Here is a 21,270-nt window from a genome sequence, read left to right on the forward strand (position 1 = left end):
AATTCAATTTTGCGGTGCTTTTTTTTACAAAAGTAGTGGGAAAAAGCAGGGGGGACACGGGTTTTTTTCGGAAAAAATGAACTTTTGATGGAAAAATTTATAACCGAAAAGAAACGATGGAATCATTATTCAATAGTTCACAATCATCGTCGACCTTCCATTTTAATCCTATCTATGAAAAATGATACTTATCACTCCTCATTGTTTGAAAAATTTTTCGCCCACAAAAACTCCCCATTGCGCTCCCTTTTCCTACGTGTTCTAATAGAAATGATAGGAAAATTCCGAGTTTATTTTGTGTGTAACGGAGGGTTTGAGTTGGAGCAGGAGGTAATTATTCGCTTCGATGGTGTGACGAAGCAGTATGATGGGCTTGTGGTGCTCGATTGGGTCAGTTTTGAAATCGAGCGCGGGAAGTTTTATACATTGCTTGGACCGTCGGGATGCGGGAAGACGACGATTTTGCGCCTAATTGCGGGATTTACCGAGCCGACGGAAGGAACGATTTATTTTCACGGGCAGCCGGTCAATCACGTACCGGCGAATAAGCGCCAAGTGAATACGGTGTTTCAAGACTATGCGCTGTTTCCGCATTTAAATGTCTTTGAAAACGTCGCGTTCGGCCTGCGGGTGAAAAAGATGAAAGAAGCTGAAATTCGCGACAAAGTCGCAGAGGCGCTTCAGTTTGTTAACTTACAAGGATACGAAACGCGGAACATTCAAGAAATGTCCGGAGGGCAACGGCAGCGGGTGGCGATTGCACGCGCGATTGTCAACGAACCAGAAGTGTTGCTTCTAGACGAGCCCCTTTCTGCGCTCGATTTAAAATTGCGCACGGAAATGCAGTACGAATTGCGCGAGCTGCAGCGCCGGCTCGGCATTACGTTTATTTTTGTCACCCATGACCAAGAAGAAGCGTTGGCGATGTCCGACCAAATTTTTGTGTTGAATAAAGGGAAAATCGAGCAAAGCGGCACGCCGAAAGATATTTATGATGAGCCGGTTAATCGGTTTGTTGCTGATTTTATTGGCGAGTCGAACATTTTAGCCGGACGGATGGTGAAAGACTATCTCGTTGAGTTTGCTGGAAAGCAGTTTACGTGCGTCGACTACGGATTTCAGGAAAATGAGCAGGTTGATATCGTCATCCGTCCAGAAGATTTAGAAATCACCGCCCCAGACCGCGGGAAATTGCGCGTGCGTGTAGATTCGCAGCTGTTTCGCGGGGTGCATTACGAAATTTGTTGCTATGATGAAAACGGCAACGAATGGCTCGTTCACTCGACGAAAAAAGCGGAAGTCGGCGAAGAAATCGGGCTTTATTTTGAAGCGGAAGCGATTCACGTCATGCATGTAAAGGATGGGGACGATGAAAAATAGCGTACGCAACGTCTATTTATTTCCGTACATTTTGTGGATTGCCTTATGTGTCGTCGCACCGATCGCGTTAATCGTATATGATTCCTTTTTTGATATCGAAGGGCATTGGACGTTAGAAAACTATGAAAAATTTTTTACGCCTGTGTATTTAAAAATGACGCTTAGTTCATTTTGGTACGCGTTTTTAATTACGCTCTTTTCGCTCATCATCGCTTATCCAACAGCATATTTGTTGACGAAGACAAAGCATAAACAGCTATGGCTTTTGATGATTATTTTGCCGACATGGGTGAATTTGTTGTTAAAGGTGTATGCGTTTTTAGGGATTTTCGGTACGTTTGGGCTGGCGAATGCGGTGTTGAACGCTGTCGGTATTGGCACAAAACAAATTTTATTTACCGATTTTAGCTTTGTATTTGTGTCGGTATATATTTTTATTCCGTTTATGGTGCTGCCGATTTTTAATGCGCTGGAAGAGTTGAATCCGTCGCTTGTCGATGCGGCGCGCGACTTAGGGGCTTCGGCGTGGACGACGTTTCGGCGCGTCGTGTTTCCACTCACACTTGATGGCGTAAAAGCAGGGTGCCAAGCTGTCTTTATCCCAGCGTTGTCGCTCTTTATGATTACCCGCTTAATTGCCGGCAACCGCGTTATAACGCTCGGGACTGCCATCGAAGAGCATTTCCTCGTCACGCAAGATTGGGGAATGGGAGCGACGATTGCGGTATTTTTAATTATGATTATGGCGTTTGTTGTCGTGTTGACGGGGAATCGGAGGTGATACACATGCGGCGGATGAAATGGGGAAATGTGTATTTAATTTTTGTCTTTATCATCTTGTATACACCGATTTTTTATTTGCTCTTTTATTCGTTCAACAGTGGTGGGACGATGCACCATTTTCAAGGGTTTACGCTCGAATGGTATAAAGAAGTATTTCACGATACCCGGCTATTGATCATCGTGTTAAATACGCTTATTGTTGCGTTACTGTCTGCGCTTATTTCCACCGTGCTCGGTGTGATCGGCGCATTGGCGATTTATTATGTCAAAAGCCGGCAAGTGAAAAATACGCTTTTGACGTTCAATAATGTGCTTATTGTAAGCCCAGACGTAATTATTGGGGCGTCGTTTTTAATTTTATTTACCATTGCTGGGATTAAGCTCGGTTTTGTTTCGGTGCTATTGTCGCATATCGCCTTTAGTGTACCGATTGTTGTATTAATGGTATTGCCGAAGCTGCAAGAAATGAGCCCGACGTGGATCGATGCGGCGCGCGATTTAGGAGCGAATGAGTGGCATATTTTAACGAGAATCGTCCTTCCGTTTATTACGCCAGGAATTTTTGCTGGGTTTTTTATGGCATTGACGTATTCGCTTGATGATTTTGCGGTGACGTTTTTTGTGACCGGAAACGGTTTTTCGACATTGTCGGTCGAAATTTACTCGCGGGCGCGGCAAGGCATTTCTTTATCGATTAATGCGCTGTCGGCGTTGTTGTTTTTACTGACGATCGTTCTTGTCGCCGGCTATTATTGGATAAGCCAAAAAGGCAGTCGTTTGTATGGGATGTGGAAAAAATGAGAAAGCTCGTGCAATCGTTTATCGCAGTGTTGCTTCTTTCGCTTTTGCTTTTATATGTGTCCAACCGTCTGAATGAAGCAGGAGGGTATGCAGGGGACAATACGCTCATCGTCTACAACTGGGGCGATTACATCGACCCAAAGCTTATTACGATGTTTGAAAAACAAACGGGGTTAAAAGTCATTTACCAAACGTTTGATTCGAACGAAGCGATGATGGCGAAAATTGCGCAAGGCGGGACGACGTTTGACGTTGCTGTTCCGTCAGAATACGCCATCAGCAAAATGAAAGAAGAAGGGCTGCTTCTTCCATTAGATCATAAGAAGCTGCCAAACTTAAAATATATCGACCCACGCTTTTTAAACTTATCGTTTGACCCGAATAATCGCTACTCTGTTCCGTATTTTTGGGGAACGGTCGGCATTGTGTATAACCGCAACATGCTTGGCGGCAAAAAAATTACGAGTTGGAACGACTTATGGGACAAAGAGTTGCGCAATCAAATTTTGCTTATCGATGGGGCGCGGGAAGTGATGGGCATGGCGTTAAACAGCCTTCATTATTCGCTGAACGATACGAACAAAGCGCATTTACAAGAAGCAAAACGAAAACTTGATGCGCTTGTGCCGAATGTGAAAGCCATTGTTGGTGATGAGATTAAAATATTAATCCCAAACGAAGAAGCAGCGATTGGCGTCGTTTGGTCAGGTGATGCCGCAGAAATGATTGCCGAAAACGACAAACTCGACTATGTCGTGCCGAAAGAAGGGTCGAATTTATGGTTTGACAATATGATCATTCCGAAAACGGCGAAAAATATTGAGGGGGCGCACCAATTTATTAACTTCATGCTCGATCCAAAACATGCGGCACAAAATGCGGAATACGTCGGCTATGCGACGCCGAATAAACAGGCGCTTCAATATTTGCCAAAAGAAATTACGGAAGATAAACGCTTCTACCCTGATTTTGATAAAATCGGTCATTTAGAAGTGTATGAGAATTTAGGGAAGCGAATGTTGGCGTATTATAACGAATTGTTTCTTGAGTTTAAAATGCATCGAAAATAACATCCCCCCTTGCGTGCCGCAAGGGGGGTCATCTATATGAGAAAGGGGGGAATGTTACTCGGCTTTCAGTTTCGCTAATTGTTTTTCGACTTCTTCGTCAAAAACAGGCGGCGTTACGGCACGTTGTGATTCATACACATAGCTGCTTGCTTTTGCTTCGGCTTCAAGGGCGAAAACGCGTTCTTCCATGCGGGCAAAGCCTTTCAGCACATGATCTGGACGGAAAGAAACAAGCGTTTGATTGATGGTTTGAATCGCTTTTGCCATATTCGCGCGGGCGATTAAATCAAGCTGTTTCACTTTTAGTTCTTCGTATGTTTCTTTTAGTTTTTTAATTTGTTCTTTTAAGTATGTCGTTTTTTCAGTTAATGTGGTATACTGCTGTTTGTATGCATCAAGTTTTTTCTCATAAAGCAATTTTTCTTGCAAGGCCATTTTTGCGATGGCCTCTTCATTTTTTTCCACCGCGAGTTTCGCTTGGCGTGACCGCTTTTCGATCATTTCTTCTGCATGTTGAATCAAGCGCTCATAGCGGTTTTCGACGATAAATTGTTGAGCAAGTGCTTGTTGCGCTTTTTCGATTTGTTCCTCTAGTTCGCGAAGGTACTGTTTTGTCATGCTTATTGGGTCTTCGCATTTATCGATAAGGTCGTTCAAGTCTGCAAGAACGATTGTTTTCACACGTTTAAAAAGTCCCATTTATTTTTCCTCCTTTTGGATATTTTTTTCCCATTCGTCTAAAAAGTCATGAATTGGTGTCGTCGGCATGGTCATTGGTTCAAATGGTTCGCTCGTTTTTGGTTGGCGTTTCTTATAGAGCACGTAGGCAACAAATAGCACGAACGGAATGAGCAACACTTTTGGTAGAAGCGCGAGAATACCAGCGCCCATCAATGCCATTCCTGCCCATTTCCAACCGGACTGTTTTGCTGTTTTCCACATGACCCAGCCGATGGCAACCATCGCCAATTGGAAAAGAAGCGCGAAGACACCGAACATCATCCAGCCGCCAGCCATCATGCCATGATGCATTTCATGACGGAAAACACGATGTTCTCCCATCATTCCCGGCTGTCCGTGGAACGATTGAAAATGGCGCGGCCCGTCCATCATCATCCCGTGCATTCGTCCATCAAATCCCATGTTCATGAACAACGCCACTCCACCTAACGCCACCACTGCAAGCAACACTAAAAGCAACACATTTCTCTTTTTCATCCTCTCACCTCCTTCGCTTGTCTACATGTTGTATTGTAGAAAAGAAAAGAGAAAATTAGGTGAAAATGAAAGGGGGGATAAAAAATTTTTTAGTCAAAAAAAAGAGCTTCTCGTACTTGAAAAGCCCCTTTAAAACGGAATTTTTACAATAAACTCCGTCCCTTTGCCGACTTCGCTTTGGACGTCGATGGTGCCGCGGTGGGCATCGACAATCCATTTGGCGATCGATAATCCAAGGCCGTGTCCGCCGTGTTGACGCGTCCGTGCTTTATCGGCGCGATAAAAGCGGTCAAAAATGCGGCCGATGTCTTCTTTCGCAATACCGATGCCGGTGTCTTTTACAGAGATTACTAGTAGCTGGTGTTGCTTATATGGCTCGACCCGAAGCGAAAGCGACACGTGTCCGCCGTTTGGTGTGTATTTAATGGCATTGTCTAGCAAAATGTATAAAAGCTGCGTCAATTTATCGGCATCGCCGGTGCCGACAACAGACGCTGGGCTATTGAAATGCAAATGAATGTCTTTTTTGTCGGCTAGTTCTTTTAACACTTGGACAGTTCGTTCGGCATGCGGACGGAAATCAAACGGCTCTTTCACAATTTCTAAAAAAGCATGTTCTGAATCTGAACGGGCGAGCGTTAATAAATCGTTAATGAGCTTCGTCATTCGCTTCACTTCCTCGCGCAGTCGGTGCATCACTTTTTGGCTAAACTCGTTCACCTTTAAGTCGTCATCCATCTCTAGCGCTTCAACAGACGAGAAAATGACGCTTAACGGTGTGCGCAATTCGTGCGAAGCATTGGCGACAAACTCGCGTTGGCGATTGTACGCTTCTTGAATCGGAACGAGCGCCCGTTTCGACATGAAATGGCTAAGCAAAATCGCTACACCAATAAATAAGACCGCAAGCCCGATAAAAACGATCCACAACCAATGAAACAACCGTGAAAATGTTGTCGCGTCCATCCCAACATATAAGATGCCGACAAGCTGGTCATGGACGACAATCGGGCGGGCGGCGGTTAACAGTTTGAGATCAAGCGAACGAAACCGCGAAAACTCATGTTGGTGAGCCGACAGTTGCACATCAATATATTTTAGCCCTTTTTCATCAGGCTCCCATTGTTGCAAAGCAGCTAACAGCGCAGGACGAACGGCTTTATTCACTTCATCGCCCATCATTAACTGCCCGCGCGGACTGACGACATAGAAAAAAAACTGATCTTCGCTTAAAAACACAACGTTTTGTTCATCGAGAAAATCGAGCATCGTCTGTTTTGCTAGAATGTCCTCAATCGCCTTCCTTTCTTGATCGGCAAGGGCATTCACCCGTCGCTCTTGATCGTGCGTAATGATGACATAAAGAATCGAATAGACGATAACAATAAAAAGCGTCAAAAACACCATCAGCATTCCGCTATACAGTGCCGTGAGGCGAAACTGTGTCAGGCGGAACATATCGCGACTGTTTTTGCGCCAACATGCCAACAGGTTAGTCTTCAATTTTATACCCCACCCCGCGCACCGTTTGAATGATGTCTTCCTCTAATTTTTTTCTTAATAGCTTTACCGTCGCATCAATCGTTTTCATCGATACATCTGCATCATAGCCCCAAATGCGGTCAAGCAACGTTTCACGCGTTAAGACACGCCCCTTATTTTGCAAGAGCAAATCAAGCAGTTGAAATTCGCGCGGCGTTAGCAAAATTTCTTTTTCTCCGCGATGAAGCGTATGGCTCGTCCGGTTTAGGACAAAATCTTTAAAACGCACGACCTCCTCTTGAATCGGCACGAACGTGCGGCGGGACAACGCTTTTAACCGTGCGACAAGTTCATCGATTTCAAACGGTTTGACGAGATAATCGTCCGCTCCCGCTTCTAGCCCTTGCACCCGGTCCTGTACCGCATCTTTCGCCGTCAACATTAAAATCGCCCCCGAGTAGCCTTGTTTCCGCAATTGTTTGCACACATCCACCCCGTCTTTCCCTGGCAACATCCAATCTAAAATAAGGACGTCGTAAAACGAAGCAAGCGCATACTCATACGCATCTTCGCCGTCTTGCACCCAGTCTACTTTATCCGCGCCTTTTTTCTTTAACATATGGACGATGAGTTCACCTAAGTAAAGATCGTCTTCCGCTAAAAGCAGCTTCACCGTTTCTCCCTTCTTTCCACGCAAAATTTCTACTCAAATCATACCAAATTTTGATGAAAAAAAAGTGAAAACTTTGTACAATGAAAGAAAATACATTTTTTATCAAAATAACAAAAAATACGAAACTATTTTTTCGTGCGCACGTATTACATAATGACCTGGGGGAAAGGACGTGATGCCATGTTCGGATATCCGACCGAAACAGTGTATTTATTTGTTCTTATCATCAGTGGCAGCTTGACGTTTTTTTACATTTTATTAAGTGACGTATTAGACGGCATTTTGCACGTACCGGACCATCCTTTATTTAGCCTGCAGCTTATTTTCTCGTTTTTCACCGTCTTTAGTGCGGGAGGATATTTGTTTGAAAAATATACCAGTATGCCGTCAAGCGCCATCGGTTTTTTAAGCGCAGGAATTGCGTTTATTGTTGTGTTGCTTTTGCACTTTTTCGTCTTTATCCCGCTTCGTTCCGCCGAAGCATCGCTTCATTACAATGAAACGGATTTAGAAGGAAGTGTAGCGAAAGTCATCGTTCCCGTTCCAACGGATGGGTTTGGTGAAATTTTAATCGAGCGCACGAGCGGAGCGATTGCCAAACCAGCGAAAAGTCTGCAAAACGAAGAAATTGCGAGTGGAACAGAAGTCATTATTATTAAGATGGAAAGCGGCGTCGCCACTGTAGCGAAGCGCGATCCATACTATCTTTCATGAGAGGGGAAAGAAAAGATGATGCCGATGTTAATCGTAATTGGAGTCGTTGTTTTCTTGCTTCTTGGGTTGATTGCGGTATTTATGTTGCGTTATCGCACGGTCGGTCCAGATGAGGCGCTAATTGTTACAGGGAGCTACCTTGGCAGTAAAAACGTCCATGTCGACGAATCAGGAAACAAAATTAAAATTGTCCGCGGCGGCGGAACGTTTGTGTTGCCGATTTTCCAACAAGCGGAGCCGCTTAGCTTATTGTCGATTAAATTAGACGTACAAACGCCGGAAGTATATACGGAACAAGGCGTTCCAGTGATGGCGGATGGTGTAGCGATCATTAAAGTCGGCAGCTCGATTGGCGAAATTGCCACTGCGGCGGAACAGTTTTTAGGAAAAACACGCCAAGATATGGAGAATGAAGCGAAAGAAGTGTTAGAAGGGCACCTTCGTTCGATTCTCGGTTCGATGACGGTCGAAGAAATTTATAAAAACCGTGACAAGTTTTCACAAGAAGTGCAGCGGGTGGCCTCGCACGATTTAGCGAAAATGGGGCTTGTCATCGTGTCGTTTACGATTAAAGACGTGCGCGACAAAAACGGTTATTTAGATGCGCTCGGGAAACCGCGCATTGCTCAAGTAAAACGCGATGCCGATATCGCAACAGCCGAGGCGGAAAAAGAAACGCGCATTAAGCGGGCAGAAGCAGATAAAGAGGCGCGGAAAGCAGAGTTAGAGCGCTTGACGGAAATTGCCGAGGCGGAAAAAATTAACCAGTTGAAGCTCGCTGAATTCCGCCGCGAACAAGATATCGCCAAAGCGCGCGCTGACCAAGCGTATCATTTAGAAGAAGCGAAAGCAAAACAAGAAGTCACGGAACAGCAAATGCAAATTAAAATTATCGAGCGGCAAAAACAAATTGAGCTCGAAGAAAAAGAAATTTTGCGCCGTGAGCGCCAGTACGACTCTGAAGTGAAGAAAAAAGCCGATGCCGACCGTTATGCCGTCGAGCAAGCGGCCGTTGCGGCGAAGGTGAAACAAATTGCCGAAGCAGATGCGCAAAAATATCGAATCGAAGCAATGGCAAAAGCCGAGGCGGAAAAAATTCGGCTGGACGGATTGGCGAAAGCGGAAGCGGAAAAAGCAAAAGGGGAAGCGGAAGCAGAAGTTATCCGCCTAAAAGGATTGGCGGAAGCAGAAGCGAAGCAAAAAATCGCCGAAGCGTTCGAACGGTACGGCCAAGCGGCAGTACTCGACATGATTTTGAAAATGCTTCCTGAATATGCAAAACAAGTCGCTAGTCCGCTTGCGAATATTGAGAAAATTACCGTTGTCGATACTGGTTCAAACAGCGCAAACGGCGGCGCTAACCGCATCACCGGCTATGCGACAAACTTAATGGCGACGCTGCAGGAATCGCTCAAAGCCTCTTCCGGCATTGACGTCAAAGAACTTTTAGAAAACTTATCTGGAAAGAGTGTACCGACGCAAACGGTGGAAAAAGAGTAATCCTAGAGAGACTGGCAAAGCGCCAGTCTTTCATTTTTTCAGGCGAAATCATTGCAACGATTCATTGATTTCGGTATTATGTTAAATAGTGGAATCGATTGAAAACATATATTAGGATGATGGAGCTATGAAACGAGCAAGAATTATTTATAATCCAACGTCAGGACGAGAACTGTTTAAGAAGCATTTGCCAGAGGTACTCATTCAGCTGGAGCAGGCGGGATATGAAACGTCTTGCCATGCGACAACAGGGGCAGGTGATGCGACAGAAGCAGCGAAAAAGGCAGTGGAACGGCAGTTTGATCTTGTCATTGCTGCTGGGGGGGATGGAACGATTCATGAAGTCGTCAACGGCATTGCCAGCCAAGAATATCGTCCAAAGCTGGGCATTATTCCAGTCGGCACGACGAACGATTTTGCGCGGGCGATTGCGGTGCCGCGGACGATTGAAGGAGCATGTGAAGTTATTACGACAGGGGAAGCAGTGCCGATTGATATCGGCTGTGTGATGAACGAAGGGAAGACGCGCTATTTTATTAACATTGCTGGCGGCGGTCGTCTGACGGAATTGACGTATGAAGTGCCAAGTAAACTAAAAACGATGCTCGGACAACTTGCGTACTATTTAAAAGGAATAGAAATGTTACCATCCATTAAAGCGACCGAAGCGCGAATTGAGTATGATGGGAAAGTGTACGAAGGCGAAATTATGCTATTTTTAGTGTCATTGACGAACTCCGTCGGTGGGTTTGAAAAATTGGCGCCCGATTCGTCGCTAAATGACGGGATGTTTGATTTAATCATTTTAAAGAAAACGAATTTGGCGGAATTTATTCGCATTGTGACGCTTGCATCAAGAGGAGAGCATATTAACGACCCAAATTTAATTTACACAAAAGCAAATCGCATTAAAGTAACCGCTCCGAACAATATGCAGCTTAATTTAGACGGCGAGTACGGGGGATTGCTGCCGGGGGAGTTTGTCAACTTATACCGTCATTTAGAAGTATTTGTTCCAAAAGAAAAAGCGGAACAAATGAGAGCAGGATTTTGAGGTTGTCCTGTTCTCTTTTTGTGTTCCTATCAATCGTGTGATACAATCATTGCAGCATGTTCACGAAAAGGAAGTAGAAACGATGGGAAAAGTAGAAGCTCCAGTAGTAAAAAACGAATACTATGATGTCATTTTTGAAGATTTGACACATGATGGTGCGGGGGTGGCAAAAATCGATGGTTTTCCGATTTTTGTTGCGAACGGACTGCCGGGAGAAAAGGCGAAAATTAAAGTTATTAAAGTAAAAAAAGGCTATGGCTACGGCCGTTTAATCGAAATATACGAGCCAAGCGCGGACCGTGTAGAGGCGCCATGTACCGTTTATAAGCAGTGCGGGGGCTGTCAGCTGCAGCACCTTAGCTACGAAGGGCAATTGAAAGCGAAACATAAGCAGGTGAAAGAAGTATTGGCGCGCATCGGAAAAATTGAACATGCGACCGTTCATCCTGTTCTCGGTATGAATGATCCATGGCGATATCGAAACAAAGCGCAAGTCCCTATCGGTGAGCGCGAAGGAGGGCTTGTGGCAGGCTTTTACAAAGAGCGAAGCCATGACATTATTGATATGGACGCCTGTATAATCCAACAAGAAATGAACGACACGGTCGTGCAGACAGTGAAAGCGATTTGCGAGCAATACAACATCCCAGCCTACAACGAACAGACGCATACGGGTGTCCTTCGCCATATGATGGCGCGCTACGGGGCAACGACGAAAGAAGTCATGGTCGTTTTCATTACGCGCACGGAAGAGTTGCCGCATAAAAAGAAAATCATTGAGGAAATAGTTGCCCGCATCCCAAATGTAAAATCGATTGTGCAAAATATTAACCCGAAGCGAACAAATGTCATTATGGGGGAAGAGACGCGCGTGCTTTGGGGCTCGGAATATATTTATGATTATATCGGCGACATTCGCTTCGCGATTTCCGCCCGGTCGTTTTATCAAGTGAACCCAGAACAAACGAAAGTATTGTATGAAAAAGCGCTGGAATATGCGGAGTTAACTGGAAAGGAAACGGTCATTGACGCCTACTGTGGCATCGGAACGATTTCGCTTTTTTTAGCGAAGAACGCGAAAAAAGTGTACGGGGTCGAAGTCGTTCGAGAAGCGATTGAAGACGCGAAGCGAAATGCTGCGTTAAACGGCATCACTAATGTGGAATTTGCGGTTGGAGAGGCGGAAGCGGTCATCCCGAGATGGTACGAGCAGGGGATAAACGCCGATTGCATCGTCGTTGACCCGCCGCGCAAAGGCTGCGACGAAGCGTTATTACAGACGATGATCGCCATGAAACCGAAGCGCATCGTCTACGTCTCGTGCAACCCAGCCACCCTTGCGCGAGACCTTCGCATTCTCGAAGACGGCGGCTACCAAACGCTCGAAGTCCAGCCCGTCGACATGTTCCCGCATACCGTGCATGTGGAGTGTGTGGCGAAATTAGAGCTTTAGTGTGTAAACACCAAATAAACTCGTTCCACTTGTAAAATAACGATTCATAAGGGAGATACGGAAATGGAGTACAGAATTGAGCATCTTGATTTTGAATTAAGGATTGTAGGGAAGAGAAAATCGGTAAAAACGAGTAAAGCTTTTAAAGAAGTTCCTACCCTTTGGGATAATGCAAAAAAAGATGGGTTTATGGAAGCGTTGATTCATATGGCGTGGGAAAATCCTAAATGTACACTAGAAAGCCTTTTGGGCATTTGTGGGAAAGAGGCTACCATGAAAGATGAGCAGTTTGATTATTTTATGGGGGTAAGATATGAGGGAGAGGCTCCGGACGATATGGAAACTCTTGTTATTCCGCCAAGTTTATGGGCAGTTTTCCCGAATGCTGTAGATGCGTGGAAACGATTGTACTCCGAATTTCTCCTAATTTCTGGTTATGAACTTGCCGATTTACCGTGTATTGAATGCTATTACGATCTGAAACATAAACCAAGGAATGAGTTATGGGTTCCTATTATTCCAAAATAATTTACAATGTATGTGTGTGGTTTCCATGAGGATATTTTTTATGGATGATTTATGCCATCAAACTAAGTTTTGCAACACGTTCCACCGCTTAAGTAAGATAAATCCGATAAATGGGGGAATATAATGATACAAATCATTGGGATGTTATTTGGGCTCGTTGGGTTGGTCAGTGCAGCATTTGCCTATTACCACATGGAAAAATTAAGAAAATAGCGTTTGCTACCCAGTCTGCTCTGTCTATGTTCGCGGAAAAACGAGAGAACTATTTAAGTTTCTGTTTTAAAAATTTAGGAAGGGGACTACCCCTTTCCTTTTTTACTCGTCAATCGTTTTTGGCATGGTGATCGTTTCGATTGGAAAGCCGTTATGGCTTGTTACGATTTGTTTTTCTACTAATTGGTACTTAAGCTGTTGTACAGTGGTACATTCTTCAGGATGGAGCTTCGTACTTTACAGGATAATGACAATTTTCCGTGCTCTTTTGCATCATTTTCGAGCCATAATAGCATCGATTTTCCGCGCGCTTTCGGACAAACAGAAAGGCGGAAAAAGTAAAGATCTCTTTCACCGACTGTAAATCTTACTGTACCGATGGCAACATTGTGTTCAAAGCAGAGCAACGCCTTTTCCTCTCCAGTTTGTAACGCTTTTTTTATACCATCTACTGTTTCAAACAGAGCGCTTGATGGGACATCGCTATGCCTATATTCTTCAAAGACAGAAATCATGACTTGATGAACCGTTTCCGCATCTTCCACATGGGCTAAACGACATCATATATGTCTAGAATTTTGTTAAAATATTGTTAATTTATTCTAAAGTATAATATAATCCTAAACAAAGTTCATTTTCAGCAAATGGAAGGAGGGATGTTGGCATGAAAAAAGCCTTTGCGATCTTTAGTTTACTGATTGTGGTCATGATCGTAGGGGTATTTTTTTACCAAGAGAATGATTTTAAACAAAACATTGATTCTCCTAGTCTTGATGGAGAGGCGCTATTTGCCCATAAATCAAAATATGTAGGAGATGTGAGCAATGTTTCCCGTTTACTTGACCAATTAGCTTTTGGGACATATCGAAGAAGCCTATCGCTTCAAACGGTGAAAGAGCCGTATGGAATGACAGTGCATTATGATATGGAAAATACAGAGATAGGCTTGAAGAAAGTGGAAAAATTGTTGTATGACAATGCCGTTATTCTGTTCGTTTTAATTGAAAATTTGGATCGTATCACTTTTGATGTGAATGTAGACGCAAAACACATTTCTTATTCGTTTGAGAGAGAAGGAGTGCAAAAGCAACTGGATGAGCACTTATCTGTATATGCAAAGGATATGGATAGCTTTCGCTCATTTTTATATGCATTAAAAGACATGACAGGTATTGAGAAAGCAGTGAGTGAAGCGATTAAAAAACATGGAAAGTCTTATCGAAAGGGAGAATACATTGCCGAAGGGCACATCATTCTTAGTACAGCACAGAAAGCGAATGCAGTGAAAGTGTATACAATCGCAAGTGTAGGGGTATTTGAATTTCAAGACGGTATATTTACAATCGTATCAGGTAGTGGAGCGATTCCGACTGTGATGACATTTTCCATTGATGAGCACGGGCAATATAAGCTTATCGCCTATGAAGAGCCACTTGATGGGGATGCATATGCAGAATCGGTTAAGCGCTTGTTTCCGAAAAAATATTATTCGAAGGTGTTATATGCAGAGAAATACTATGATGAACTTGCTAAACAGCAAGAAAGACAGGCGAGGGAGTATTTAAAAAAGATTGGTCGCGATGCAAAAGTGAGTACATCGTATGTGGAAAAACAACCGCTCAACATTTCCGGAGAAGCGATGAACCATTTTCTTACGATGCTTGGTAGCGACTCATTTTTGAGTGAGTGTCCGGATTGGCTTGGGACGCGTGAAGTAATCGAACAAGGGATTCGATACGTGTACGAAACATCCCAAAGTAAAACAAATGATGGAAGAGATGTCGTTGTTTTGCGGAAGAGGAAAGAAGATGGGACGATGATCGAAATGAGAAAGTATGTCATTGAGGAAAATAAATTTAAACGTATAGAGGAATAAAAAAGTAGTCCACTTGCTTAAGGACTACTTTTCGCTTTTAAAGTTATGACTAAGCCCGAATTGAAATTTTTCCAATAGTTGGATATGACAAATAATGAGTCCATTTCTTTAACATAATAAGGAAAATGACGTTTTCAATTGCTTAATCAACTACTCTATGTTACTATATAGTAGTACTCAATATTATTGAATACCAACGTTATTGAGTACGTAGGAGGTGTTTTTTTGGATAATCTAAGCGAAATGCTGAAAGGGATTTTGGAAGGCATCGTACTTGAGATTATAAGCCGCGGCGAAATATATGGCTACGAGATTACAAAAAAGCTTCACGCCTTAGGTTTCCAAGGGATTGCGGAAGCGACGGTATATGCATTGTTGTTGCGGCTAGAAAAAAATAAGCTCGTGCACATTACGAAAAAACCGTCAGACATGGGGCCGCCAAGAAAATTTTATACCCTAAACGAACGAGGGTTTGAGGAACTAGCAGCTTTTTGGGCAAAATGGGATTTTTTAAGCGAGCGTATTCATCTGTTACGAACGAATGGAGGAGAAAAAAATGTTTAGTCATGAGATGAAAGAAAAAATCAAGCAATTTGCGAAAGAGCAAGCGCCGTATTATTTAGAAGAAGCAGAGATGACGTATATGGAGAAACTCCGGCGGAAAACAGGGGAGACAAAAAGCAAACTCATGGCAAAGTTCGCTAAATTCAAAAGTCGCTCAGAGACGGCGATGGAAGCAGAAAACGATATGATTCTCTACATGAGCGACTATATGAAAGATTTGATGGAACAAGGGCTGTCGGAACAAGAAGCGTTTGAACGAGCGAAAGAGGAATTAAAGTTTCGCAGCGAAACGACAAAGTCCGCCGATTTACAAGAGCGGATTGTCGCGCACTATCATCACATGGACATTGCCGATTATGAAGCAATTGGGTTGTTTTACGGAGCATTTGTTTTCTTAGGGCTTTCGATTGGCGCACTAGTTGGCTTTATCGGCAGCGGTGGTTGGGAAATGTTTTTGTCTGGCGGATGGATTCGCACGCTCATTGGCGCGATTGTCGGCTTTTTGATCGGAACGGGATTAGGGCTTTTGAGCAACGCCATCATTGTGTTGAAACGAAAAAAGTAGTTCGTAGGGGGAAGGTCATATGATGAGAAACGTGAGAAAAAACAAAGATCTCGGCATTTATGGCTTAGCGGCAAAATGGTATGATCGCAACTCGCGAAAAAGCCGGCTTGCGGAAATGAAAGCATATGCGGATGAAGTGGCGAAGCATGTGACGAAAGGGGCTCACATATTAGAAGTCGCCCCTGGTCCAGGTTATTTATCCATTGAACTTGCTAAAAGAGGATTTCACGTCACCGCTGTCGATATAAGTCCTGATTTTGTGGAAATTGCCAAACATAACGCAAAAGAAGCGAATGTTTTTGTAAACTTTATGGAAGGAAATGCCGCGCATTTACCTTTTGAGGATCATCGTTTCGATTTTATTGTTTGTACGGCAGCATTTAAAAACTTTAAAGAGCCTGTAAAAGCACTATGTGAGATGCATCGAGTACTGAAACAAGAAGGAACAGCGCTTATTATAGACATGAACCGTGAGGCGACAGATGAAGAGATTGAGCATGAAGTAAGCAAAATGAAAGGATTTGACAAGTATTTCGTCAAATTTTCGTTTAAGACCTTTTTAAAACAGGGCGCTTACACAAAAGAAGAGTTTGAAGCATTTATCAAACAAACCCCGTTTCAGCAGCACAAGATAAGAAAACATGGCTGTTGATTATCCATTATTTTACTAAAAAACACAGAATCATTTGACTGAACACAAGCTTTTCTGCCTCTTCCCTCGAACAAGAACGCCGGCGGGCAAATGTCATTTGCCCGCAAAGCGTTCATTGTTCGAGGAGGGCATGCGTACAGCATGCCCTGTCGGCAAGCGGTTCGCTTGCCGACTACGGCAGAAAAGCTAGGAATAAAGCGAGGTCAACTGGTTTTTAGTGGTTAATCAACACGACTGATAAGAAAAGAAGGCATTGGGCTATATGTGTACCTTTATAAATAAAAACCTGCCGATATTGGTGGGTTTTTTCATTTTGCTTGTTCATATTCCGTTCATAAAGGCATGTTATGATCATGTTGCATGAAGTGATAAGGAGGAAAGAACGATGTGGAAATTAACTAGTGATTGGGCGATTGAAGCGAAAGGGCTTGTGAAAATATTTGGTGACAATCGTGCGGTCGATGGCGTTGATTTACAAGTTCGCGCCGGTACGATTTACGGTGTGCTTGGACCGAACGGGGCGGGAAAAACGACGACGGTTAAGATGCTCGCGACGTTGTTGCGGCCAGATGGAGGTTCCGCACGCATTTTTGGCTATGACGTAGCCAAAGAGCCGCAAATCGTGCGGCAATTGATTGGGGTCACCGGGCAATACGCCTCAGTGGATGAATCGCTCACTGCGCTAGAAAACTTAATCATTTTTTCTCGCTTGCTTGGGCTGAGTCGCACCGAGGCGCGGCGCAAGGCAATGGAACTGTTAGAAGAGTTTGGTTTGACCGAAGCGGCGAAACGACCGCTTAAGCATTTTTCAGGCGGCATGCGGCGCCGGTTGGATCTTGCCGCGAGCTTAATTGCTCAGCCACCGCTCATTTTCCTTGATGAGCCGACGACAGGACTCGATCCACGAACACGCAATCAAATGTGGGACACGATTCGCCGACTAGTCAACATGGGCTCCACGGTATTGTTGACGACACAATATTTACAAGAAGCAGATGAACTCGCCGATCGTATCGCTGTGATCGACCGTGGCCGTGTCGTGGCAGAAGGAACAGCAGATGAACTAAAAACGTCGATTGGCAATTCATCGTTGCAATTAAAAATTGACAACCCGCAACATGTAGAAATGGCACGCCAAACAGTCGAACGTGTGTTGAGCGCCCGTGCCAATGTATCATCGGATACAGGAAAAATTACGGCACCGATGGCGGATGCTGACAAGGTAACCGATTTACTCATTGCACTCCGCGAAGCAAACATTCAACTAGCAGAATTAAGCGTACAAAAACCAACGCTAGACGAAGTTTTTTTAGCAATTACAGGCCATGGAGTAAAAGGGGAGGAAAGCGCATGAATCATACAGTGAACCGCGAATTAAAAAACTATACAAGTTTTCGGCAAACGGTACAACAAACATTCACAATGGCGTATCGAAGTTTATTAAAAGTGCGGCGTACGCCAGAGCAATTATTTGACGTTACGTTCCAACCAATCATTTTCACCTTGATGTTTACCTACATTTTCGGTGGAGCGATCGCTGGAAATGTGCACAACTACTTGCCAATGATCATTCCAGGCATCCTTGTGCAGACGTTAATTGGGGCTTCCGTCGCCTCCGGTGTTCAGCTTCGTGATGATATGGACAAAGGCGTCTTCGACCGGTTTAAGTCTTTGCCAATTGCTCGCATCGCACCGTTGGCAGGAGCTTTATTAGCTGATACGGTTCGTTATACGATCGCTACTGTGCTTACTTTTACGATGGGGTATGTCATTGGGTATCGCCCAGAAGGAGGGATGACGAGCGTTGCGTTCGCTGCTGTTTTTGCCATCGGGTGCGCATGGGCTGTTAGCTGGATTTTCGCTTTTTTTGGCGTCACCGCGCGCAACGCGGCGAGCGTACAAGGAATTTCTATGCTGGCGTTGTTTCCGCTCATGTTTCTTTCGAATGCGTTCGTGCCGGTAAAGACAATGCCCGATTGGCTGCAATGGTTTGCGAACATCAATCCGATTTCCCACATGATTACAGCTGTTCGCGAGTTGACGAATCACGGAACGATTGGTTCGGACTTTGCGATTTCGCTTCTTGGCGCTGCGGTTATCGTCGCTATTTTTGCCCCTATTACCGTTCGCGTCTATATGCGTCGAGCATAAATATCGTGCCCGTGCCCGAAACGGTGCACGATATTTTCCTATACAAGATTCAAATGCGACAGATGACCGGAAATTCGCTACAATGGAGATAGATTTGGAAAAGAAAGGGGAAAAGCATGCCACAAGTGTTAATTGTCGATGATGATGCACATATTCGCGAACTTGTCGGGCATTTTTTAAGCCTTGAAGGGTTTGAGATATACGAAGCAGCGACTGGCAAAGAAGCATTAGTGGTGCTCGAAGAGGCCAAAGTTGACTTAGTCGTATTGGACATTATGATGCCCGAAATGGACGGATGGGAACTATGCCGTGAACTTCGCCAATATGACGATGTGCCAATTTTAATGTTGACGGCCAAAGGAGAAACGGCGCAAAAAGTGAAAGGATTTGCATTAGGGGCAGATGACTATCTTGTCAAACCGTTTGACCCGCTTGAGCTTGTTGCCAGAGTCAAAGCGCTGCTCAAACGATACCGAATCGCCGCGTCGCAAACAGTACAAATTGGGGATTTATTGTTGAATCGCCAGACGTACGAATGCCGATTAGGAGGCGAAGAGATTGCTTTGCCACCTAAAGAATTTGAGCTACTTTTTACGCTAGCTAGCTATCCTGGAAAAACGTTTACTCGTGATGAACTCATTGAACAAATTTGGGGCTATGATTACGAAGGGGACGAACGGACGGTCGATGTGCACATTAAGCGGTTGCGCGAGCGGTTTGCCGATTGTCATGTGTTTATCATTCGGACGATTCGCGGGCTTGGCTATCGGTTGGAGGTATGCAAATGAAGCGGCTTTCGTTTGTGCTCAAGTCGGCGTTGACGGTCATTGCTGTGACGGCGATGATCAGCCTCTTTTGGACAGCTGCGTATTTCATCACAGAAGCGATATACGCTCATTTTGCTTGGCAGCCGCAGCCGTTAGTTCGACAAATCATCACATCCATCTCGGGCTTTTTTTTATTTGGCATTAGTATGAGTCTTCTTAGCCCTTTTTTCCGAAAGCGGGAACGAGTGTTTTGGAAAAATTTGATGGATGCGATTAATCGAATTGCGAAAGGGGATTTTCAAGTAAATCTCCGTGCGGACTGGGGGGAGAGAAACCACCCATTTACAGAACTAGTCGAAGGACTTAACGATATGGCAGCGAATTTGCGGGCGATGGAAGAAATGCGACAAGAATTTATCTCGAACGTTTCGCACGAAATTGGGTCGCCGCTTACGTCGATTCGCGGGTTTGCTCGGGCGTTAAAAAACGAACATTTGCCTCACGAACAGCGAATGCATTATCTCGACATTATTGAAACGGAGTGCGTCCGTCTATCGAAGTTGAGCGATAATTTGTTGCGTTTGGCGATGTTAGACTCCGAGCGATACCCATTCCAACCGATATCCTATCGCCTAGACACACAATTACAATCGCTTATTCTCTATTGTGAGCCGCAGTGGATGGAAAAAGAGATTGAGATGTGTGTAACGCTTGAGAAAGTAGTTATTACCGCAGATGAAGATTTGCTGAGCCAAGTGTGGTTGAACTTACTTCATAATGCGATTAAGTTTACGCCAAAAGGTGGGACGATTACAATTGAGCTTCAGCAACAAGACAATAACGCCATCGTGACCGTTTCAGACAATGGCCCAGGCATTGCGGAGGAAGAGCAACCACGTATTTTTGAACGTTTTTACAAAGCAGATAAATCACGTAACCGTGCCGTTGGTGGCAGTGGGCTAGGGCTAGCGATTGCGGACAAAATTGTCAAGATGCATCGAGGAAAGATTTCTGTTCGCAGCCGATTAGGAGAAGGAGCGGAATTTACGGTTCAGCTTCCGCTTGTTATGTGCAACATGGAATGATAAAAACAAGGGGAGCTACTTAGCTCTCCTTGCCAGTAACAAGCCTCACGTTGCCTTAATAAGACGAATGCTAGAAATCGCTGCTTCATGTTCAATCGAACGTCTAGAAAGAAGATCTAAAATCCGTTCGTGCTTCTCCATGTTTTGTTCTATTTTCTTAACGATTTCATTCGTCTCAAGCACCGCTTGTTGAACAAAGATAAACTCTTGTTTCGTGACCATGTTGACTCTAATGTCTTCGAGCTCTTGTTTCGTTGCCATGTTCGCTCTAATGTCTTCGAGTTCTTGTTTCGTTGCCATGTTCGCTCTAATGTCTTCGAGTTCTTGTTTCGTTGCCATGTTCGCTCTAATGTCTTCGAGTTCTTGTTTCGTTGCCATGTTCGCTCTAATGTCTTCGAGTTCTTGTTTCGTGACCATGTTGACTCTAATGTCTTCGAGTTCTTGTTTCGTTGCCATGTTCGCTCTAATGTCTTCGAGCTCTTGTTTCGTTGCCATGTTGATCCTAATGTCTTCGAGCTCTTTTGTGAAACTATGCTTCACTTCTTCCAGTTCTTGTTTCGTGGCCATATTAGCTTTAATATCTTCCAGTTCTTTTGTGAAGCTCTGCTTTACTTCTTCGAGTTCTTGTTTCGTTGCCATGTTGACCCTAATGTCTTCGAGCTCTTTTGTGAAACTATGCTTCACTTCTTCCAGTTCTTGTTTCGTGGCCATATTAGCTTTAATATCTTCCAGTTCTTTTGT

23 protein-coding genes and 1 pseudogene are annotated in these 21,270 nt (G+C 44.2%); 18 read left to right on the forward strand and 6 right to left on the reverse strand.

Features of this window, described 5'->3' with window-relative positions; translation table 11 throughout:
* Positions 1-318 precede the first annotated feature (318 nt).
* From GGR02_RS05245 to GGR02_RS05260, 4 genes are read left to right on the forward strand one after another with little or no spacing between them, the layout of a single operon-like run.
* Positions 319-1,380: an ABC transporter ATP-binding protein gene (locus GGR02_RS05245; RefSeq protein WP_183183691.1), complete on the forward strand. Its 1,062-nt coding sequence runs from the start codon at positions 319-321 to the stop codon at positions 1,378-1,380.
* The gene (locus tag GGR02_RS05250) at positions 1,370-2,161 is read left to right on the forward strand and encodes an ABC transporter permease (protein WP_183183692.1); all 792 of its coding nucleotides are present in this window, start codon (positions 1,370-1,372) and stop codon (positions 2,159-2,161) included. Before GGR02_RS05245 ends, GGR02_RS05250 begins: the two co-directional genes overlap by 11 nt.
* 5 nt (positions 2,162-2,166) lie before the next feature.
* A complete protein-coding gene (locus tag GGR02_RS05255) occupies positions 2,167-2,964 on the forward strand; it encodes an ABC transporter permease (protein ID WP_183183693.1) in 798 nt (265 codons plus the stop codon).
* The gene (locus tag GGR02_RS05260) at positions 2,961-4,034 is read left to right on the forward strand and encodes an ABC transporter substrate-binding protein (protein ID WP_183183694.1); all 1,074 of its coding nucleotides are present in this window, start codon (positions 2,961-2,963) and stop codon (positions 4,032-4,034) included. The genes GGR02_RS05255 and GGR02_RS05260 overlap by 4 nt, the downstream gene beginning before the upstream one ends.
* A 54-nt stretch (positions 4,035-4,088) precedes the next feature.
* Here the strand turns inward: GGR02_RS05260 and GGR02_RS05265 are convergent, their stop codons facing one another.
* The 4 genes from GGR02_RS05265 to GGR02_RS05280 form a co-directional block, all read right to left on the reverse strand.
* Positions 4,089-4,733, reverse strand: coding sequence for a PspA/IM30 family protein (locus GGR02_RS05265; RefSeq protein ID WP_183183695.1), 645 nt, complete (start codon positions 4,731-4,733; stop codon positions 4,089-4,091).
* Positions 4,734-5,252 (reverse strand): hypothetical protein, encoded by a 519-nt coding sequence (locus tag GGR02_RS05270; RefSeq protein ID WP_183183696.1) that lies wholly within the window; start codon positions 5,250-5,252, stop codon positions 4,734-4,736. It lies immediately after the preceding gene.
* 129 nt (positions 5,253-5,381) lie between these two features.
* Positions 5,382-6,710, reverse strand: coding sequence for a sensor histidine kinase (locus tag GGR02_RS05275; RefSeq protein WP_183183822.1), 1,329 nt, complete (start codon positions 6,708-6,710; stop codon positions 5,382-5,384).
* A 34-nt stretch (positions 6,711-6,744) separates the two neighbouring features.
* A complete protein-coding gene (locus GGR02_RS05280; protein WP_183183697.1) occupies positions 6,745-7,407 on the reverse strand; it encodes a response regulator transcription factor in 663 nt (220 codons plus the stop codon).
* Positions 7,408-7,587: 180 nt separating this feature from the next.
* Here GGR02_RS05280 and GGR02_RS05285 point away from each other — a divergent pair, with 180 nt between their 5' ends.
* From GGR02_RS05285 to GGR02_RS05305, 5 genes and pseudogenes are all read left to right on the forward strand, one after another.
* Positions 7,588-8,121 carry an NfeD family protein gene (locus tag GGR02_RS05285; RefSeq protein ID WP_183183698.1) on the forward strand — a complete coding sequence of 178 codons (534 nt, stop codon included), beginning with the start codon at positions 7,588-7,590 and terminating at the stop codon, positions 8,119-8,121.
* A gap of 15 nt (positions 8,122-8,136) precedes the next feature.
* Positions 8,137-9,621, forward strand: a complete 1,485-nt coding sequence (locus tag GGR02_RS05290; RefSeq protein WP_183183699.1) for a flotillin family protein — start codon at positions 8,137-8,139, stop codon at positions 9,619-9,621.
* A 127-nt stretch (positions 9,622-9,748) separates the two neighbouring features.
* Complete coding sequence (locus tag GGR02_RS05295; protein ID WP_183183700.1) at positions 9,749-10,675, forward strand: diacylglycerol kinase; 927 nt, start codon at positions 9,749-9,751, stop codon at positions 10,673-10,675.
* A gap of 82 nt (positions 10,676-10,757) precedes the next feature.
* Entirely contained in the window at positions 10,758-12,128 is a 1,371-nt protein-coding gene (gene rlmD / locus GGR02_RS05300) for a 23S rRNA (uracil(1939)-C(5))-methyltransferase RlmD (protein ID WP_183183701.1), read from the forward strand.
* Between the two features lie 48 nt (positions 12,129-12,176).
* Positions 12,177-12,656: pseudogene (locus GGR02_RS05305) on the forward strand (GyrI-like domain-containing protein); the annotation flags it as partial.
* 392 nt (positions 12,657-13,048) lie between these two features.
* Here the strand turns inward: GGR02_RS05305 and GGR02_RS05310 are convergent.
* On the reverse strand, positions 13,049-13,414 hold the full coding sequence (locus GGR02_RS05310; RefSeq protein ID WP_183183703.1) for a GNAT family protein: 366 nt from the start codon (positions 13,412-13,414) through the stop codon (positions 13,049-13,051).
* Positions 13,415-13,533: 119 nt separating this feature from the next.
* Between GGR02_RS05310 and GGR02_RS05315 the strand changes: the two genes are divergently transcribed.
* The 9 genes from GGR02_RS05315 to GGR02_RS05350 all read left to right on the forward strand — a co-directional run bounded on the left by GGR02_RS05315 (position 13,534) and on the right by GGR02_RS05350 (position 20,529).
* Complete coding sequence (locus GGR02_RS05315; RefSeq protein WP_183183704.1) at positions 13,534-14,745, forward strand: DUF4825 domain-containing protein; 1,212 nt, start codon at positions 13,534-13,536, stop codon at positions 14,743-14,745.
* Between the two features lie 243 nt (positions 14,746-14,988).
* Positions 14,989-15,309, forward strand: coding sequence for a PadR family transcriptional regulator (locus GGR02_RS05320; protein ID WP_006322987.1), 321 nt, complete (start codon positions 14,989-14,991; stop codon positions 15,307-15,309).
* The gene (locus GGR02_RS05325; RefSeq protein ID WP_183183705.1) at positions 15,302-15,874 is read left to right on the forward strand and encodes a GlsB/YeaQ/YmgE family stress response membrane protein; all 573 of its coding nucleotides are present in this window, start codon (positions 15,302-15,304) and stop codon (positions 15,872-15,874) included. The genes GGR02_RS05320 and GGR02_RS05325 overlap by 8 nt, the downstream gene beginning before the upstream one ends.
* Before the next feature lie 19 nt (positions 15,875-15,893).
* Positions 15,894-16,526, forward strand: a complete 633-nt coding sequence (locus GGR02_RS05330; RefSeq protein ID WP_183183706.1) for a class I SAM-dependent methyltransferase — start codon at positions 15,894-15,896, stop codon at positions 16,524-16,526.
* A gap of 90 nt (positions 16,527-16,616) precedes the next feature.
* Positions 16,617-16,751, forward strand: a complete 135-nt coding sequence (locus GGR02_RS17435) for a hypothetical protein (RefSeq protein ID WP_260174973.1) — start codon at positions 16,617-16,619, stop codon at positions 16,749-16,751.
* A gap of 160 nt (positions 16,752-16,911) precedes the next feature.
* Entirely contained in the window at positions 16,912-17,880 is a 969-nt protein-coding gene (locus GGR02_RS05335) for an ATP-binding cassette domain-containing protein (RefSeq protein ID WP_183183707.1), read from the forward strand.
* Entirely contained in the window at positions 17,877-18,677 is an 801-nt protein-coding gene (locus GGR02_RS05340; protein ID WP_183183708.1) for an ABC transporter permease, read from the forward strand. The genes GGR02_RS05335 and GGR02_RS05340 overlap by 4 nt, the downstream gene beginning before the upstream one ends.
* Positions 18,678-18,793: 116 nt before the next feature.
* Positions 18,794-19,465 (forward strand): response regulator transcription factor, encoded by a 672-nt coding sequence (locus GGR02_RS05345; RefSeq protein WP_183183709.1) that lies wholly within the window; start codon positions 18,794-18,796, stop codon positions 19,463-19,465.
* A complete protein-coding gene (locus GGR02_RS05350; RefSeq protein ID WP_183183710.1) occupies positions 19,462-20,529 on the forward strand; it encodes a sensor histidine kinase in 1,068 nt (355 codons plus the stop codon). Before GGR02_RS05345 ends, GGR02_RS05350 begins: the two co-directional genes overlap by 4 nt.
* 45 nt (positions 20,530-20,574) lie before the next feature.
* Here GGR02_RS05350 and GGR02_RS17440 read toward each other — a convergent pair.
* Positions 20,575-21,270, reverse strand: a 696-nt coding sequence (locus GGR02_RS17440; RefSeq protein ID WP_375782322.1) for a hypothetical protein, incomplete at its 5' end; no start/stop codon positions are given.

Source organism: Anoxybacteroides voinovskiense (assembly GCF_014196205.1).
Classification (GTDB): domain Bacteria; phylum Bacillota; class Bacilli; order Bacillales; family Anoxybacillaceae; genus Anoxybacteroides; species Anoxybacteroides voinovskiense.

Bases quoted from the DNA above. Each gene is read 5' to 3' on its own strand.
- GGR02_RS17435 (WP_260174973.1), top strand. From the start codon at position 16,617: ATGTCATTTGCCCGCAAAGCGTTCATTGTTCGAGGAGGGCATGCGTAC.
- GGR02_RS05340 (WP_183183708.1), top strand. From the start codon at position 17,877: ATGAATCATACAGTGAACCGCGAATTAAAAAACTATACAAGTTTTCGG.
- GGR02_RS05330 (WP_183183706.1), top strand. From the start codon at position 15,894: ATGATGAGAAACGTGAGAAAAAACAAAGATCTCGGCATTTATGGCTTA.
- GGR02_RS05250 (WP_183183692.1), top strand. From the start codon at position 1,370: ATGAAAAATAGCGTACGCAACGTCTATTTATTTCCGTACATTTTGTGG.
- GGR02_RS05345 (WP_183183709.1), top strand. From the start codon at position 18,794: ATGCCACAAGTGTTAATTGTCGATGATGATGCACATATTCGCGAACTT.
- GGR02_RS05320 (WP_006322987.1), top strand. From the start codon at position 14,989: ATGCTGAAAGGGATTTTGGAAGGCATCGTACTTGAGATTATAAGCCGC.
- GGR02_RS05325 (WP_183183705.1), top strand. From the start codon at position 15,302: ATGTTTAGTCATGAGATGAAAGAAAAAATCAAGCAATTTGCGAAAGAG.
- GGR02_RS05295 (WP_183183700.1), top strand. From the start codon at position 9,749: ATGAAACGAGCAAGAATTATTTATAATCCAACGTCAGGACGAGAACTG.
- rlmD (WP_183183701.1), top strand. From the start codon at position 10,758: ATGGGAAAAGTAGAAGCTCCAGTAGTAAAAAACGAATACTATGATGTC.
- GGR02_RS05335 (WP_183183707.1), top strand. From the start codon at position 16,912: ATGTGGAAATTAACTAGTGATTGGGCGATTGAAGCGAAAGGGCTTGTG.
- GGR02_RS05285 (WP_183183698.1), top strand. From the start codon at position 7,588: ATGTTCGGATATCCGACCGAAACAGTGTATTTATTTGTTCTTATCATC.
- GGR02_RS05275 (WP_183183822.1), bottom strand. From the start codon at position 6,710: ATGTTCCGCCTGACACAGTTTCGCCTCACGGCACTGTATAGCGGAATG.
- GGR02_RS05265 (WP_183183695.1), bottom strand. From the start codon at position 4,733: ATGGGACTTTTTAAACGTGTGAAAACAATCGTTCTTGCAGACTTGAAC.
- GGR02_RS05350 (WP_183183710.1), top strand. From the start codon at position 19,462: ATGAAGCGGCTTTCGTTTGTGCTCAAGTCGGCGTTGACGGTCATTGCT.
- GGR02_RS05255 (WP_183183693.1), top strand. From the start codon at position 2,167: ATGCGGCGGATGAAATGGGGAAATGTGTATTTAATTTTTGTCTTTATC.
- GGR02_RS05290 (WP_183183699.1), top strand. From the start codon at position 8,137: ATGATGCCGATGTTAATCGTAATTGGAGTCGTTGTTTTCTTGCTTCTT.
- GGR02_RS05270 (WP_183183696.1), bottom strand. From the start codon at position 5,252: ATGAAAAAGAGAAATGTGTTGCTTTTAGTGTTGCTTGCAGTGGTGGCG.
- GGR02_RS05315 (WP_183183704.1), top strand. From the start codon at position 13,534: ATGAAAAAAGCCTTTGCGATCTTTAGTTTACTGATTGTGGTCATGATC.
- GGR02_RS05260 (WP_183183694.1), top strand. From the start codon at position 2,961: ATGAGAAAGCTCGTGCAATCGTTTATCGCAGTGTTGCTTCTTTCGCTT.